The following is a 14,425-nucleotide window of genomic DNA, read 5'->3' as shown; positions in this document are numbered from 1 at the left end:
AGTCTAGCGCTATTCCATCAAGCCCTCTTCTTTAATTAATTTATAAATCATCTTACGGTTAATTTCTGTAATTTCTTCTAGTTGACGTCCAGAAGCGTTAGGGTGTTTTTTCAAAGTTGCGCGGAGTAACTTAAGCCATTTTGTTCTCAACTCGTCACTACCTTTTGCTAGTGCTACATTTTTAAATTTCCCAAATCGACTCTGATCTGATTCGAGAGTTAAAACATTTGAATGCATAATTTCGGAAAGTCGATGTAAGTTTTTGTTGAGAATGATGTAGTAATCTATCGATGTCATTGTAAATAAATGAACACGCATAAACCAATGACAAAGCCCAGGTACTCAATTAATGGGGGAGCATATCACTTATTCTGATAGTGATTTTATTTTAGGTTGTATAACTATATGTTCTGTTTTATCAATCTTTTTGGTTTTTATATTTATAAATTCAACTTTAACATTGAAAATACTGCCGTATTCTGATTCAAAGTTCCCCACTCCACTAGTTAAAAAGTAATCGGGATTATTAGAACTTCTTGAAAGAGCTTTAATCTCAGGTATTTCATTATACCCATCTTTTTCTGCTTGCTTGTAGGCATCGTCATAAATAGAACCAAGGCTTACCGAACCTTTTATACCTTCAAATACATGATACATTGTGATTTTATCGGAACCATATACTTCTTTATTCAATCCAATTTCTGAATGAAGGTCCATTTTACCTTTAATTTTTTTTACATCTAATGTTGCCGTTACACGAGCAATTGTTTGTGGTGGAACAATAATTGCTTGAGTTGGGGCTACATACTCTACAGTCTCAGAAGATTCATGCGTCTGAGTACTATTAAAATTATATTCTGCTTTTAAGGTGATTTTTCCTTCTGCTAGAAAGGGTATGCCAGTCGAAAGAGATGTTTCAGTCCCTAGCATAAATCCATGTTCTGTAGAAGAAGTTGTAGTGTTGGTATATGTTTTACGAAATTCTGTTGAATTTAAAGTTTGTTCACGGTCAGTCGCATTTTCTAAATCACTTTGTCCAGCCCAAAGTGGGGTAGTACTTATTACTTGGGGTTCCATTGCTAATTGACCATAAGAATTTTTAACTTCTAAATCTTCCGCAGTTACAACTGGAGCAACACGAAGTAATCCATTCGCTCTTAAATATTTATCGTAATATTGGAAAAGCCACTGAGTGCCTAGTCCTACATTAGGGAAACTATTTTCCCTCTGGTTAATCTGTGTAATCAATTGTTGCTCGTTATTATCCTCTGTTTTGGCGGATACCGCTAAGGGTGTTAAAATACTTATCCCCATAGTCGCACATAATAATGTTTTCGTAATTTTTTTCTTCATATCTTTCCTCCTAGCTTACTCATATTTTTATTTCCATTACATTACAATCATACATAACAATATTTTAAAATGCGAATCTTCGGAAAAGTAAGTAAAATCACCAAATATAACATAGTTTATTATTATATATAAGTTTATTTAGGGTATAAATGTTACTAAAATATACGAAAATACTCATAATTCTAATGAGGGGACTCATTTGATTTATATAAAATGTCACAAAAAAATATAAAAGATAATATCCTAATATTTAACAAGGTTTAAGTGTAAGATAAATATTTTAATGGTTTAGATTGTATTCGCAAAATTTTGAATAATAAATCCATCTTCTCTTTAGAAAGCTAAAACTTTAATAAATTCCATATCAACATTAATTAAATGAGGCCTGTTTTTGATTTTTATCCCTTAACTACATTGGAGTATTTTACAAAAATAATGCGATGTTTGTATAGTAAAGCTAGGAGACTGATTAACTGGAAAAGAAATTGCAGGTTTTTGTTTCTTCAACATATCTGGATTTAAAAGATGAAAGGCAAAAAGCAGTTGAAGGGATTTTAATGAGGATAATAGAACTTCTTCGGATCTTAAATCAAATTAATCAAAATTAAATTAAAAAGAGGGCTTAAGGAATAACCAAGTTATTTCCTCAAGCCCACTTTATTTATCAGTTTAAAGATTATCTTACGGTTACGAGATCGCATTGTTGAATAAGACTTACTAGAAAGATATAAAAAATCACCATTAAATAATATGCTGCCCCGTGTGATTCAACCTAATTATTTTGTTGTAATATATACAGCTCCATCAAACGTAATACCTGCACCTAGTGCTTCGCTTACAAAACGTAAAGGCACCATAGTAGTTCCTTTATAAATTTCAGCTGCATGATTTAAATTAATTGTAGTTGTAACGCCGTTTGAATTAACGTATGCTTTTTTATTTCCAATGCCAATGACGATTTTTTTATTATCTTTGTGTGCAGTCACTTTTTTTGTTGCATTGTCATAAGTAACAGTTGCACCAAGTGATACAAAAATAGCTTTCATAGGAACTAAAGTTGTTCCGTTTTTAATATAAGCACTTGGGTTGTAATATTGCTTAACGTTATTGATATATACATCTACAGTTGTAAGCACTGGTTCTGGTGTGCTTTGATGTGTTGGTTTTTTTTGATTTATATTGGTAGAAGGCACTGGCTCGTTGGCTTTATTATGATAATGATAACCTGAGCAAAGACCTTTTTCTTTAGACTTATCAGAACAGTTATGACCACCATTACTATCAAGACGACCCGGGTGTGCATCAGCCGTTAAGGATGTCGCCATAAACAAAGACAACATTGTAATAAATAAAACTAATTTTTTCATAAATATCCTCCTATTAACAAAGTATGTAATTATTATACTAATAGTTGGGTTATATTAACATGGTTTTATAGCAAATATCTTCAAAATACAGATTCTTAATTGATTTGGACCTGGTCATTTTTGTATTTATTCAAGTTGCTTTTTTCTCTTAGATAAATGACCGTAATTCAAAATATTGTTGTAATGGGAAAGAGATGGATGGCTTAGGTTACCGATATTTACTTGGATATTAATATCCGACTCTATGATAGCATCAATAATTGTGGAAAATATATGTACATAAGAGAGGAAATTGGATACGCAGAAGAAAACGTTAAAAGGCTTTGTTTTAGGATTTACATAGCGATTATATTAGGGGGGGCTACACTAACTGTAAGCGCAGCGAGTGGAACATTTAAGGATATCAAAGCTGCGTGGTACGAAGATGCAGTTATTTGGGCACAAGAAAAGGGAATAGTTAGTGGTTATCCAGATGGTACGTTTAAACCAAATGGCAACGTCACGCGTGCTGAATTAACAGGTGTTGTACAAAACCTAGCCGAAGAGGGTTATATTGATACAGATGTTCCTTTAGATGGTATTGAGAAGTATGCAGCTATCGAAATTGGAAAAACAACATCAGACGATTCGATTAAGATGTTTGGAAAGTACAGTCCAGGCTCTAATTATGGTGAATATTATATAATTACAAAAGACTTGAGCATAACTGTAACGTTTAACACAGTAAGGTCTAAAGATGCTAGTGGTAATGAATCCGCCAATAAGAAATACCCTCAAGTAACAGAACAGAACTTAAAAAAGTTAGAGTCTGGTATGAGTTATGAACAAGTTAGTTTTTTACTAGGAGGAAAAGGTTTGTTTCAATATGAAACTACGAGTGAAAAATATTATGGTTGGATGGGCACCGAAGCTAAAACTTCTACAGGTGCCAGTTTAGTTTTCGATAAGATCGGAGATGGATTATCTTTAGCGCTTGATCGTAGTGTGATTATCTACAAGTAATAAGCAATGATTTAATCAAACTGTCGTTTTCATATTTGATCTATTAATCATCAACGCCCAGGTACTCAATTAATTTTGAGCCTGGGCTTTTTTATAGTATAGAGGTTTTTATCCATAAATTTGTGAGGTTTAGTGCCTTTACGGTTAAGTGAACTGTTAATTAGTCGATAGAATATTTTTGGAGAACATCATCTTTAAACTTCTTATCATCTGAAGATTTTTTTTCTCCCATATCTAAAGCATCTTTATTATCTAAGTTAAATTTACCTAAATTATTATTAATTATTCCGTACTGTCCCTTTGAGTTTTGCTGTAAAAACATAATGTAAGAATTTTTTTCTTTGAGCTCCTCATATTGATTAGTGACTAGCTTTCTCTTCCCTGTACCTCGACCTACAATTCCAACAGGTTCAATAATTTTGATCATATTATTTTTGGAAAGATGAAAGTTGTTAGGTGCTTTAATAACTTTTTCAACTTGGACTTCTGTTAAAGTATAGTAGTCTTGGATTGTATCGTCATCAAAAAATGTTACCTTGTGTTCACGGTCCATAAACTCTTTAGATGGAGATGCGATCATAATGAGATCTGCCGCAGCATCCAGTTCTTCAGGAGTATTAAATGTAATTTCATTTGCGTCTACCTGAACTTCTGGAATCGGTTTTATATTCATTATTAATAACAAAGATAAAAAGATTACGAGTATAACAACGGTTAGTGCGATAGCACGTTTCGAAGAAGTGTTCAGCATACTAAAACCTCCTTAATTTCCCCATTTCTTAATTTATTTTTCATTTTCCTATGCATGTGTGCCGATAATTTGAATATCTTGTTTTTATGTTCCTTGATCCGGTTGCGCGAATTAAGTGTCCAATTTCGCTATATTCAATTATTTATTGTATTATAATACATCCTAACTATACCGTATAACTACATCATCCATAAGGCTTCGTATATATATAGCCACTTAAATTTACCTGCGGAGAAAGAAAAGTGGTAAGAACACTCGTCTAACCTTACTACTTTTACCTTCTCTTTGTGCAGAAGCTAAAAGATGAGTTATGATTACAGTAAATGAGAAAAAATACTATAAGTTTTAGCAATATAAAATGTAGAAAATGAGTGAAGGTAATGTCTTACGAAAATAAAATTTTACAAATGAAAAAAATGCTCGGTAAAAAAACGACAACAACTATAAAAAAAGAGGCTAAACCCGCTTTTCAAAAACCTGTACCTCCAAGCTATACAGAGCAGTGGGAAAAGGCGGGACTGACAGTTGTTGAAAATGAATTCGGTATTGTTTTTAAACGGCAAGTGCGTTATCCATTTAGTTATCAGCATGGTCATCATAAATTGCAGTCATTTTTTGATGCATTAGTAAAATGGCAAGAGGCAAAGTTCGAACATCCATATGCGTTAGAAATGAATGAAAAAGTATTGTTTTTTGATACGGAAACGACTGGCTTAAAGGGTGTAGGTACACAAATTTTTCTTCTAGGTTTTTTAGAAGTGTCAGAGGAAGATGAAAGTTTTATTTTAACTCAATATCTTTTAGCGGATCCTGCTCATGAAGCAGCGTTACTTTTTGAATCAAAGCTTTGGCAAAAAACTGCGACGGTTATTACTTACAATGGAAAAAGCTTTGACTGGCCACAACTTGAAACACGTTGGACACTCCACCAAAAAGAGTTACCTAAGCTACGTACACAACGTCAAATCGATTTATTGCATAGTTCAAAGCGTTTATGGAAAAATGATATGGAGCGAATGAAATTAAAATCTGTGGAAGAAGAGAAGCTTGGCTTTTCCCGCATTGGAGATATACCTGGATATCTTGCACCTATTATATATTTAGATGCCATTAAAAGCGGTGTTCCTGATGCACTGATGAAAGTCCTTCTTCATAATGAATGGGATTTACTTTCACTGATTACGCTTTATGTCCATTCTACAAATTTGCTATTTGAAGAGACAGGTGAAGAATCGGCCAAAACGTTTACAAATATCGGTAAGTGGTATGCCGATTTAAAAGAGAGTTCGCAGAGTGTAAAGGTTTTAGAGAAAGTTACGACCCAATTTGATGCACTTGAAGCGGGAAATGCACAATATTATTTGGCCATACAGCATAAAAGAAATAAAAAGTTTAGTGAAGCGATCGATGCATTTGTTGCTTCTCTACATTTTGTTGATCAACGAAAAAAGTTGCACGTATTAGAACAGCTAGCTATGATATATGAGCATCAAATGAAAGATTATGACCAAGCCCTTTATTATACGCAAGAGGGTATAAATTTAATTAAGAAGAATGAGCAATGGAGAGTAGAACAAAAGCAAAAATGGGGAATTTCTTGGGAGAAGAGGTTGCTCAGGTTAGGAAATAAGAAATAATTTCCCGGGTAAGCGCAAGAAACGACAAGTTTTGCCTTACATTTGATGTTTTCAGAAGATATAATGTGATGAAGTATGCTATAATGAAACGACGTAGTGTGAGGAAGGGCGATGTAAATGGATATTAAATTAACGTCAAAAATGATCCTTGAAAAGGAATTTAAGAAAAACTTTAAAGGCTACAATGTAGAAGAAGTCGATTCATTTCTTGATGAGATAATACAAGACTATGAAACGTTCGAAAAAGCGGTGGCCCAACTTCGTGAAGAAAATAAACAGTTAAAAGAAGAAATTGATAATACACCTAAGAGACAACCTGTCGCATCGACATCTGGTACGACTAACTTTGATATTTTAAAACGTCTTTCTAATTTAGAGAAACATGTCTTTGGTAGTAAATTGTACGAATAAATTTTTGTCAATAATGTTGTATTTATCATAAAACTCTAGTATAATCTTTTTATCATCATGAAATTCTGGTAATCGCTGCGGCGCTAGACGTCGTAGAGGAAAGTCCATGCTCGCACGGTTCTGAGATGACCGTAGTGTTCGTGCTTACTGAAAAAATAAGGTAAGGCAGCTGTAAAAGCTGACGGCGGAAGGAAAACCTAAGTCTTTATGATATGGTTGAAACTTCCTGAAAGTGCCACAGTGACGTAGCTTGTTTGGAAACATGCAAGGTGGAACGAGGTAAACCCCACGAGTGAGAAACCCAAATTATGGTAGGGGCACTCTCTAAAAGGAATTGAACGGATAGAGGGACAGAGTTCGCTCTGTAGATAGATGATTACTACCCGGTCGTACGAGGCGATAGCTGTTTGAGTACTCGGGAACAAAACATGGCTTATGGAATTTTTTTGATGCTTATTATGAAATGACAAGCGCTCTCCAATTTGGTGGAGAGCTTTTCTTTTGACTATAGTAAGAAAAAATTACTTGTGAAGCATGTCTAAACATGCGCGATATACGTTTGAGAATAAGGCTGTACACTGTTGGTCATGCCTCTGTCGCTACGATTCGAAACAAACATCTAGATCAAACTATTATCGCAACGATGTACATATTGTCTACATACGAGTAGACTGGCGCAAAAGCGCTTTTCTAAAAAATGAGGGTAGTAAAGAGAGATAGGATGGAGCGGAATCATGAGCGGAGTGAACGATAGTCTGGAGAAGCTAAATTCGATTTCCAAATATCCTACTGCCTTATTGACAAAAATCTTCGAAAGTGTATCTGAAGGTATCATGATCACGGATAAAAATAAAAGAATTGAATTGGTCAATCCTGCATTTGAATTTGTAACTGGCTATAAACGTGATGAAGTGATTGGAAAAACACCAGCCGTTCTACAGTCAGGTGTACATGAAATACAATTTTATTTAGATATGTGGCAAATGATACGACAAGAAGGCATTTGGCAGGGGGAAATATGGAATCGTCGTAAAACCGGAGACGTATATCCAGAATGGTTAACAATTGTCGGTGTAGCTAACGATGATGGAGAGATTACAAATTACTGTGGCATTTTCTCAGATTTGTCTGAAAGAAAAATCGTAGAAAATGAACTAGAAAAGCGATTGTTAACGGACTCATTAACGGAAGTATCAAATCGATTTGCTTATATTGAAAGAATGGATAATTTATTAGAATCAACTTCTACTATCTCTCATTCGGTACAGCATGCAGTCTATTTTTTAGACTTAGATCGATTTAAGCAAATTAATGATACGTTAGGAAATGCTGTTGGAGATACCATTTTAGTAGAAGTAGCAAAACGCTTAAAAACATTGTTGAAAAATAAAGATATCATCGCTAGATATGGCGGTGATGAGTTTATTATTACGTTGACAAATGTAAAAAGTGCTAAAGAAGCTGCAAATTTTGCTGAACAAATTATAGGTATTATTGAACAGCCTTTAGATATTAATGGCCAAGATATTTTTATTTCTACAAGTATTGGTATCAGTATGTATCCAATTGATGGTGAAACAACAGAGCAATTGATTCATTGTGCTGACAAGGCGATGACTTATTCAAAAAAGAATGGCCTTAACGACTATGCATTTTATTTTGATGAATTGAAGACGGACTCACAGCGTGTTTTATTATTAGATTCGGAACTACGGAGAGCCATTGAAAGCCGGGATTTTGAGCTGCACTTCCAACCTAAAATATCTATGGAAAATGAAGAGATACAAGGGGTAGAGGCACTTATTCGCTGGAAATGTGAAAGTCTAGGATTTGTCTCTCCAGCAGAATTTATTCCTTATGCGGAGGAAACAGGATTAATCATACCTTTGAGCGAAGTAATTATAGCAAAAGCTTGTGAAGCAGTTATAGAGATGCGTCAATATGGCTATAAGACTCCAGTTGCTATCAATATTTCCAGCATTCACTTTAAGCAACAAAACTTTTTAGACTCTGTTCAAGCGATATTAGAGCGTTATAACACGCCTGCTAACAATTTTGAAATCGAAGTTACAGAACGAACAGTGATGAACAGCGCAAATGAAACGGTTAGCAAGCTTGTGCGACTCAAGAACATGGGCTTTAAAATTTCTATTGACGATTTTGGGACAGGCTATTCGTCTCTTAGTTATTTAGTTCGTTTTCCCCTTGATTATTTAAAAATCGATCGGAGCTTTATTCAGCATATTGGCTCGCTCGATGAAAAACAGGCAGTAGTGGATGCGATTATTCAAATGTCGCATCGCTTAAAAATGAAAGTTGTTGCTGAAGGTGTAGAACAAGCACAACAAGTGGATATACTACGTAAAATGAACTGTGATATAATCCAAGGCTATTATTACAGTAAACCTTTACCACTTCACGAACTTATGGAGTTTCTGGAGTATTGGGAAATTGAACATCAAGGAAGGAATTAGTGTATGGCAAACTATAAATTAGTAGCAACTGCTGCAATGGGATTAGAGTCGATTGTGGCACAAGAGGTAAAGGCTCTAGGCTATGAAACAACAGTCGATAACGGTAAAGTGTATTTTGAAGGTGACGAGACGGCCATTGCAAGAACAAACTTATGGCTACGTGTAGCAGACCGAGTAAAAATCGTTGTAGGTCAGTTTCCGGCTAAATCTTTTGAACAATTGTTTGAAAGTGTAAAAGCGTTACCTTGGGAAAAATACTTACCCGTTGATGCAGCTTTCCCAGTATCGGGGAAGTCTGTAAAATCAAAATTATTTAGTGTACCCGATTGTCAAGCTATTACTAAAAAAGCAATAGTAGAGCGCATGAAACAGCATTATAAGCGTTTAGGATTTTTAGATGAATCTGGTGCAACTTATAAAATTGAAGTTTCAATCTTAAAAGATGTGGCTACACTTACTATTGATACATCGGGTGTGGGCTTGCATAAGCGTGGGTATCGTCAAGCACAGGGTGAAGCACCATTAAAAGAAACATTAGCAGCGGCACTCGTACAAATTTCAAAGTGGAATCCAAATCGACCGTTCGTTGATCCATTTTGTGGTTCGGGCACAATTGCTTTAGAAGCAGCAATGTTTGGACAAAATATTGCACCGGGCTATAATCGTGAATTTATTTCAGAGGAATGGCCATGGATGAAGGCAAAAATTTGGGATGCAGTGCGAGATGAAGCTGATAGCTTAGCGAACTATGATCAACCATTAGAAATTTTCGGGTCAGATATCGATCATCGCATGGTGAATATTGCACAAGAAAATGCACTAGAAGCGGGCTTTGGTGATATGATTACGTTCAAGCAAATGCAAGCACGTGATTTTACAACACAGCTAACAGATGGTGTTATGATTGGTAATCCACCATACGGGGAGCGTATTGGGGACATTGAGATCGTGGAGCAGGTAATTCGTGATTTAGGAAAAGTCATGAAAAACAACCCGACTTGGTCTGTGTACATGCTATCTTCAATGAAAAACTTTGAGGAGCTGTACGGTCGTCAATCGACAAAGAAACGTAAATTATTCAATGGCTTTATTGAAACGAATTATTACCAGTTCTGGGGACAAAAGTCTAAAAGAGATTAACGAATGATAACGGAAGATAAGATTTTTTCTTATCTTCCGTTTCGTCGCGTATAATAGGACCAGATAGTTAGAGGGGGAGCGTCAATTGCGTAAATCTTTACCATTTGTATTAACGAAGGACCGCTCATTTTTTGAGTCATTAGGTGACTGGATGGGGGACGTCCTTTACGATGAATTACCTGAAAAGGGCTTTGAATGCCGTGATGAACAAATCTTTATGGCTTATCAAATCGAGCAGGCCCTCAAAGAGAAAAACGTGCTTTTTGCAGAGGCAGGGGTAGGGACTGGTAAAACAATTGCCTATTTACTACCGGCTGTATCTTATGCACGCTATACTGGTAAACCAGCCCTTATCGCATGTGCTGATGAAACCTTAATTGACCAGTTAGTAAAAGAGGGCGGCGATATTTATAAGCTACAAAAAACGTTAGGTCTTGAAATCGATGTCCGCCTAGCAAAGTCACGTGACCAATATTTATGCTTAAAGCGTTTTGAGGAAGCTGAGAAAGTCGAAACTGATGAATGGATTGATGATATTTCGTTTTCTATACCTGATGGAGTGTATGCACAGGGCTCGATGATTGCAATACAACCCTATGGTGAAAGAAGCGATTATCCAACAGTTAGTGATGAAGATTGGCAAAAAGTAAATTACAACTCGATTATGCAGTGTTCAGTATGTGACCTACGTAATCGATGTGGTCAAACATTACATCGTGCACATTATCGTAAATCAGCGGATCTCATTATTTGTTCACAAGATTTTTTGATGGAACATTTAGCTACAAAGGAGTCGCGTGAACGTGAAGGGCAATTAGCTTTATTGCCGGATGTATCAATGATTGTGCTAGACGAAGGTCATTTATTAGAATATGCTGCACAAAAAGCAATGACGTATAAAGTACAGGCGACAACTATTGTTCAATTGTTAGAGCGTTTAATGGTAGATGGTGTGCGAGAACGTACATTATACGCGATGGAAAAATTACAAGATGACCATGAGCTATTTTTTGACCAACTACGAGACGATCTAGTCGCTTCTAAAGAAGAGCGTAAACGTATTAACAAATCGCCAAATCTATTGAAATACGGGAAACAACTTATTCAAGATGTCGAAACATTACTTGAGGAATTTGTCTTTGAATCTGAAATGTATATGATTCCGGAGTATGAATTAAATATGGCAGAGGAGTATTTAGAACAATACGAGGCTTCTTTACGTATTTTTATAGCACAAGGAGATGCAGTAGATTGGTTAGAGGAAACTGATGGGGAAGAAACGCTTGTCATTATGCCGCGTCTTATTACAGAAGTTTTAGCAGAAAAACTATTCTCTAAAAAACTTCCAATCATATTTTCTTCAGCAACTTTATCAGTGAAAAAAGATTTTTCATATATTGCCTATAGTTTAGGAATTCGTGATTATCAATCGTTTTCTGTTCCTTCTCCATTTGATTATGAAGAAGTTATGCGAATTTATTTACATGAACTTTCTCAAAAGGAGAAAACGTCGCGGGTTCAACAGCTATTACGTGACGGTGAAAAAACTTTAATTTTATTTAAATCCAAACAAGCAATGTTAGATTTCAAAGCGGAACTACCTCTTATGGAACGAATGTATGTAGCGTTTGAAGGGGATCGTGAACTGTCAGGAATTGTTCGTGATTTCCAAGAAGGCGCGATCAAAACATTATGCTCCTATCATTTATGGGAAGGTCTAGATTTGCCGGAGGAGGCATTAACACGAGTTATTATTTTTGATTTACCGTTCCCTCCACACGATCCATTATTTGATGCGAAACGTACATTTGCAGAAAATCCATATGAAGAAGTGGAATTACCATTTATGCAACTTCGTTTGCAGCAAGGAATGGGGCGTTTAATTCGTACTTCAAACGACCGCGGAGATATCCATATTTTAATGAATGAAGAAGAGGCAAAGCAGCGGGAAACATTTGAAGATATATTAGCTGTTACCCCAGAAATAAAGTAGAAAAAAGCGAGTTTGCACCTGTTGCATTCTCGCTTTTTTTATATATTAAAATAACATTTTTATCGTGGGATAATGTTGTGTTTGAAAAAAGTGTTGAATATTTCTCTTTTAAGCTATATAGTTCTTTGTAATGCAATGAAATTTAATAAAATAAATTATTTTTTATATTGAAAATAATTTTGCAAAAGGTTTATAATAATGACAAGAAATTTTAGAATAATCAAATTTAATATTTAATTATTCTGTGATAGGGGGCATGAACCTGTCGAACATTCAATCATTGTGTCGAAAATATACGAGCTTATCTGCAACGGATGTAGAGAAGTTAATAGAACTTGAAATTACATTATCGTATTACGCTGAGTTGACAGATTGTTATATGTTCATAGATTGTATGCTGGAAAACTTGCCACATGCAATTGTTGTGGCAGAGGCATTCCCAAAAACAGAAAGAGGCTTATACGAAAAATCTGTAATTGGCAAATTTGTCTTTGAAAGCTTTGAGCCAGCAGTATTTGCTGCTTTTAAAAATAAAGAAAAATCGTCAATGACTAGAGCAATCACTCAGGAAGGCATAACGGTTGAACAAAACGTTGTTCCTCTCTTTAATGACCAACAACAAGTTATTGCTGTGTTAATCCAAGAAAAAAAGGTGGAAATGAAAACAACACCTAAAGATGATTTTCAACAAATGCCTTTTGCATTAATTGAGCATATTGTTGAGCCGAACTCTCAACCGATTCCAGTTGTTTCTGATTTGCTAGTGGAATCGATTATTCTTACAAATCATGAAAACAAAGTCATCTATAGCAATCCTGCAGGCTACCAATTTATATCAGAGCTATCCGGACTTGAGCGTTTTAACAACGTTGCTTTGGATGAAATTTTACCTTTTTTACAGGAAATCTATGATAAAGGCGATGATGTCTTTTTCTTAGAAGTTACGATTGATCGTAAATCTTTTATTGTGAAGAAAATTCCTATTCGTGATCAACGTGATAAAGTGACACTTCTCATAATTCATGATCTTACAGAGCTTAAGCTGAAAGAAAATGAATTAATGATGAAAACATTCGCTATAAGAGAGATTCACCACAGAGTGAAAAATAATTTACAAACAGTCACGAGTCTATTGCGCTTGCAAATGCGAAATGACTTGTCAGCTTCCAGTGCGAGTGCTTTTCAAGAGGCATTAAATCGTATATATAGTATTTCATCTGTTTATGAACTTATTTTAGAAAATGAGGATAACGCTGAAGAGAAAGTAGATGTTATCGCGTTATCTAAAAAGATTGGTCATAAAATGGTTGGCACATCCAACACATCATCTATTCAATTAACCTTTCATCACGATAATATACAGTTATTTTGTCATTCTAAAAAAGCTGTTTCGCTCGCATTAATCATTTGTGAGCTACTGCAAAATGCACTGAAATATGCTTTTATTGGTCGTGAAGAGGGAACAATCGATATCCAATTTCAAAAAGATGCTTCTTCTATTTCACTTCATATTTCTGACAATGGCGTTGGAATGCAAGAGGTGAAGGCATCGTTTGGAATGGAGATTATAACAAGGCTTGTTGAACATGATTTAGCTGGCATATTTTCAATTATCCCTAGTGAACAAGGTACACATACTCAAATCCAGTTCCCTGTAAGTGAGGAGGTATTTATCCTAAATGACTAGGAAAGTTATGATTGTCGAAGATGAGTCCCTTATTGCAATTGATTTGAAGTTTATGTTAGAGGATAATGGCTACGAAGTGGTAGCGCAAGCAAACAATGGAGAATCAGCAATTGAGTTGGCTTTTACACATAAGCCACAGTTAATCTTAATGGACATTAAAATGCCAAAGCTAGATGGTTTAAAGGCAAGTAAAGTTATTGAACAGCAGCTTGGTATACCAGTGCTATTTATATCAGCTTATAGTGAAAAAGAATTGTTACTGTACATGAAGCAGGATAATATTTTAGGCTATGTTATGAAACCGTTTTCTGAGAAGAATGTCCTTCCGGCGTTGGAAGTAGCATTTCACCAGATTGATAAGTTCAACCGTTTAAACGGGGAATTACTGCATAAACAAACAGAAATAGAAAAGCGAAAAATAATCGAACGAGCAAAAGGTTTGCTCATGAAGTCAGAGAACCTTAGTGAGGACGAAGCTTATAAAAAAATTCGAAGTGAAAGTATGCAGACTCAACAGGAAATGGCGCTTATTGCAAGGCGCATTATCAATACTTTACAAGTAAATAGTTAAAGCAAAGACGCTTTAAAGAGATCTCCTCTTTAAATGCGT

13 protein-coding genes and 1 other RNA gene are annotated in these 14,425 nt (G+C 35.2%); 10 read left to right on the top strand and 4 right to left on the bottom strand.

From position 1 onward, the window contains the following. Positions 1-9 precede the first annotated feature (9 nt). Together ACQKN4_RS20845 and ACQKN4_RS20840 are read right to left on the bottom strand one after the other, a co-directional pair. Complete coding sequence (locus ACQKN4_RS20845) at positions 10-297, bottom strand: hypothetical protein (RefSeq protein WP_427484713.1); 288 nt, start codon at positions 295-297, stop codon at positions 10-12. A gap of 69 nt (positions 298-366) precedes the next feature. Next, positions 367-1,353 (bottom strand): ETX/MTX2 family pore-forming toxin, encoded by a 987-nt coding sequence (locus tag ACQKN4_RS20840; protein WP_427484712.1) that lies wholly within the window; start codon positions 1,351-1,353, stop codon positions 367-369. A gap of 485 nt (positions 1,354-1,838) precedes the next feature. Here ACQKN4_RS20840 and ACQKN4_RS20835 point away from each other — a divergent pair, with 485 nt between their 5' ends. Next, positions 1,839-1,961 (top strand): DUF4062 domain-containing protein, encoded by a 123-nt coding sequence (locus ACQKN4_RS20835; RefSeq protein WP_427484711.1) that lies wholly within the window; start codon positions 1,839-1,841, stop codon positions 1,959-1,961. Between the two features lie 168 nt (positions 1,962-2,129). Here ACQKN4_RS20835 and ACQKN4_RS20830 read toward each other — a convergent pair whose 3' ends face one another. Continuing rightward, positions 2,130-2,720 (bottom strand): copper amine oxidase N-terminal domain-containing protein, encoded by a 591-nt coding sequence (locus tag ACQKN4_RS20830; protein WP_079560005.1) that lies wholly within the window; start codon positions 2,718-2,720, stop codon positions 2,130-2,132. A 222-nt stretch (positions 2,721-2,942) separates the two neighbouring features. Between ACQKN4_RS20830 and ACQKN4_RS20825 the strand changes: the two genes are divergently transcribed. Continuing rightward, complete coding sequence (locus ACQKN4_RS20825) at positions 2,943-3,722, top strand: S-layer homology domain-containing protein (protein ID WP_427484710.1); 780 nt, start codon at positions 2,943-2,945, stop codon at positions 3,720-3,722. Between the two features lie 160 nt (positions 3,723-3,882). Here ACQKN4_RS20825 and ACQKN4_RS20820 read toward each other — a convergent pair whose 3' ends face one another. Continuing rightward, positions 3,883-4,473 (bottom strand): hypothetical protein, encoded by a 591-nt coding sequence (locus ACQKN4_RS20820; protein WP_427484709.1) that lies wholly within the window; start codon positions 4,471-4,473, stop codon positions 3,883-3,885. Positions 4,474-4,853: 380 nt separating this feature from the next. On the opposite strand from ACQKN4_RS20820, the gene ACQKN4_RS20815 reads away from it, so the two are divergent. From ACQKN4_RS20815 to ACQKN4_RS20780, 8 genes are all read left to right on the top strand, one after another. Beyond that, positions 4,854-6,110, top strand: a complete 1,257-nt coding sequence (locus tag ACQKN4_RS20815) for a ribonuclease H-like domain-containing protein (RefSeq protein WP_427484708.1) — start codon at positions 4,854-4,856, stop codon at positions 6,108-6,110. A gap of 117 nt (positions 6,111-6,227) precedes the next feature. Beyond that, positions 6,228-6,521: a cell division regulator GpsB gene (gene gpsB / locus ACQKN4_RS20810; protein WP_079560008.1), complete on the top strand. Its 294-nt coding sequence runs from the start codon at positions 6,228-6,230 to the stop codon at positions 6,519-6,521. A 60-nt stretch (positions 6,522-6,581) separates the two neighbouring features. Then, positions 6,582-6,962: RNase P RNA component class B (gene rnpB / locus ACQKN4_RS20805), an RNA gene on the top strand. A gap of 293 nt (positions 6,963-7,255) precedes the next feature. Continuing rightward, complete coding sequence (locus ACQKN4_RS20800) at positions 7,256-8,995, top strand: putative bifunctional diguanylate cyclase/phosphodiesterase (RefSeq protein WP_427484707.1); 1,740 nt, start codon at positions 7,256-7,258, stop codon at positions 8,993-8,995. 3 nt (positions 8,996-8,998) lie between these two features. Beyond that, on the top strand, positions 8,999-10,135 hold the full coding sequence (locus ACQKN4_RS20795) for a THUMP domain-containing class I SAM-dependent RNA methyltransferase (protein WP_079560010.1): 1,137 nt from the start codon (positions 8,999-9,001) through the stop codon (positions 10,133-10,135). Between the two features lie 85 nt (positions 10,136-10,220). Continuing rightward, the gene (locus ACQKN4_RS20790) at positions 10,221-12,128 is read left to right on the top strand and encodes an ATP-dependent DNA helicase (RefSeq protein WP_079560011.1); all 1,908 of its coding nucleotides are present in this window, start codon (positions 10,221-10,223) and stop codon (positions 12,126-12,128) included. Positions 12,129-12,384: 256 nt separating this feature from the next. Next, positions 12,385-13,815, top strand: coding sequence for a sensor histidine kinase (locus ACQKN4_RS20785; RefSeq protein ID WP_079560012.1), 1,431 nt, complete (start codon positions 12,385-12,387; stop codon positions 13,813-13,815). Next, on the top strand, positions 13,808-14,386 hold the full coding sequence (locus ACQKN4_RS20780; protein WP_079560013.1) for an ANTAR domain-containing response regulator: 579 nt from the start codon (positions 13,808-13,810) through the stop codon (positions 14,384-14,386). Before ACQKN4_RS20785 ends, ACQKN4_RS20780 begins: the two co-directional genes overlap by 8 nt. Positions 14,387-14,425 lie beyond the last annotated feature (39 nt).

It is taken from the genome of Lysinibacillus sp. NPDC093692, from assembly GCF_050280125.1.
Taxonomy (GTDB): Bacteria; Bacillota; Bacilli; order Bacillales_A; family Planococcaceae; genus Lysinibacillus.
Note: the sequence above shows the minus strand (reverse complement) of the source record. Positions and strands in the feature narration are given on the sequence as shown.